The 2,341-nt window shown below is 39.5% G+C and carries 2 protein-coding genes and 2 pseudogenes; 1 reads left to right on the forward strand and 3 read right to left on the reverse strand.

Going from position 1 to position 2,341, the window contains the following annotated elements; all coding sequences use genetic code 11:
* From ABYD77_RS18905 to xerD, 3 genes and pseudogenes are all read right to left on the reverse strand, one after another.
* Positions 1-353 (reverse strand): annotated as a pseudogene (locus ABYD77_RS18905) (single-stranded-DNA-specific exonuclease RecJ); the annotation flags it as partial.
* 66 nt (positions 354-419) lie between these two features.
* Positions 420-1,154, reverse strand: coding sequence for a bifunctional protein-disulfide isomerase/oxidoreductase DsbC (gene dsbC, locus ABYD77_RS18910; RefSeq protein ID WP_372771639.1), 735 nt, complete (start codon positions 1,152-1,154; stop codon positions 420-422).
* A 79-nt stretch (positions 1,155-1,233) separates the two neighbouring features.
* Positions 1,234-2,139, reverse strand: coding sequence for a site-specific tyrosine recombinase XerD (gene xerD / locus ABYD77_RS18915; RefSeq protein WP_372771640.1), 906 nt, complete (start codon positions 2,137-2,139; stop codon positions 1,234-1,236).
* 73 nt (positions 2,140-2,212) lie between these two features.
* On the opposite strand from xerD, the pseudogene ABYD77_RS18920 reads away from it, so the two are divergent.
* A pseudogene (locus tag ABYD77_RS18920) lies at positions 2,213-2,341 on the forward strand (flavodoxin FldB); the annotation flags it as partial.

The raw sequence follows: 2,341 nt of genomic DNA on the forward strand, positions 1-2,341 counted from the left end.
TGCGGGCTTAAACCATAACCTAAGTTGAAACGGTTTGGCACTAAGTAGTCGACATTTTGAAAGCCAAACATTGGTAGGCCTTCCATTAACACCGCAGTACTGGTTGCACCATCAGCATCAAAGTCACCCACGATTAAAATTTTGGCCTGTTTATGTAGCCCATTAATCAGAATATTTGCAGCAACATCAATGTCTTTTAATAAGCGAAAGTCAAGCAGTGACGCTGCGCTGTTATCGAGTTCAGTATTGTTTTTAATGCCACGAGAGGCATAAATTTGTTTAATAACAGGGTGAAGCAATGCATCTAAATGACTGTCGTCAACGCGTGCACGAGTTTGAATTGTTTTTTGCATGAACCGTTTTTTAATAATCTGAGACTAAAAAGGGCCTTAACGGCCCTATTTCACAAAATTGTTAAATTACCCTTTTGTGCTACTTTCAAGAATTTGTTTTAACTGAGCCGCAGGCTGGTAACCTGGAATAAGCGTGCCGTCTTCAAGAATGATAGCTGGCGTACCACTAATACCAAAGCTTTGACCCATTTCAAACTGCTCTTTTACAGGTGCATTACAGGCGGCGACATCAACCACATCTTCACCTGCTTTTGCATCAGTAAGAGCTTTAGCGGCATCTTTTGCACACCAAATATCTTGTAAATCGTCATAACCTTGACTTGGAATGCCTGCTCGTGGATAAGCAAGGTATTGCACTGTAATGCCAGCATCAAGATAATCTTCTAACTCACGGTGTAATTTACGGCAGTAACCACAGGTTATGTCTGTAAAAATCGTTACCTTGTGCTTTTCGTTTTTAGCTGGATAAACAATCATTGAATCTGCAAATTGTTTTACGCCTTCTTTACGTAAGTTACCTAGTGCAACTTCCGTTAAGTTCTCTTTGTTTTCAAGGTCAAGTAAGGTACCTTGCAGTAAGTATTTACCATCTGCCGTGCTGTAAAGTACGCCGCGATTTGTTAATACTTCGTATAACCCTTTTACTGGTGTTTCTGCTACACCACTTGCTTTTAAACCAATTTTCTCAAATTCAGCAATAATTTTCGTTTCAATAGGATCAATACTCGCTGCTGCGACACCATTTGCTGAAATATTAAATGCCGCACTCAACAAAGCAGCTGCGATTGCTAGTTTTTTCATTTGTAATCTCTATTTTTAAATACTGGGGCTTATAAATATTTAGACCGTACTAAGCCACATAAAATTCCGTATTGTTTCATCAAGCTCTTGGATGATGCGTCTGATGAATGGATTTTAACCTTTCTTTTGCTACATGAGTATAAATCTGTGTGGTCGATAAGTCACTATGACCTAACATCATTTGTACTACACGTAAATCAGCGCCATGATTGATCAAATGTGTGGCAAACGCATGACGCAAAGTATGCGGTGATAATTCACTCTGTATATTCGCGACGATAGCATAATGTTTAATGCGATGCCAAAAGGTCTGCCGTGTCATGCCAATACCGCGTTTTGACGGAAAAACAAAATCTGTCGCGTGTTTGATTAATTGGGGACGTGCTAACTTGATAAACGCTTCAATATACTCAAGCGCCACTTCCCCCATCGGCACTAAACGTTCTTTATTGCCTTTACCTTTAACAAATACCACAGCTTGACGCAGATTGATTTGCTCCATACGCAGGCCAACTAATTCACTTACGCGAAGCCCTGTTGCATATAACAGTTCAAGCATGGCTTTATCTCTTAGCTCGATTGGCTCTTCAAGATTAGGCGCATCGAGTAAGGCTTCTACTTCTTGCTCTGTTAACGTTTTAGGTAGTGATTGACCTAGTTTGGGTTGTTCAATATGGGCAAGCGGTGAACTAGAAAGTTTTTTCAAACCAATAAAATACAAATAAAAGCGTTTTAACGCACTTTGCGCCCGAGCAGTGCTACGCGCTGAAAACCCGTTATCTCGACGATAGGCTAAATAATCGAGAATAATGCCTTCATCAACATCAAAAAACGGTGTTTTCGCAATAAAAATCGCAAATTTATTTAAGTCACTACGATAAGCCGCTAAGGTATTTTCACTTAAACCTTGCTCAAGCCAAAGGGCATCTAAAAACTGCTCTATGTGTTGGCTATTTTCAACACTTGGGGTTTGTTTTTCTGTCAATGTATTAATAACACATAGGTTAAGGTAAACTAGCGCCTATCATATCAAGCTCACAGCAACTCACAAATTTAATATGAAAATTGGTTTATTTTTTGGCTCTACAACCTGTTACACCGAAATGGCTGCAGAAAAGATTCAGCAAATTATCGGTGAAGACATCATTTCACTTCACAATATTAAAGACGAGCCACTGAAAAACGCA

Source organism: Pseudoalteromonas sp. (assembly GCF_041629635.1).
GTDB lineage: Bacteria > Pseudomonadota > Gammaproteobacteria > Enterobacterales > Alteromonadaceae > Pseudoalteromonas.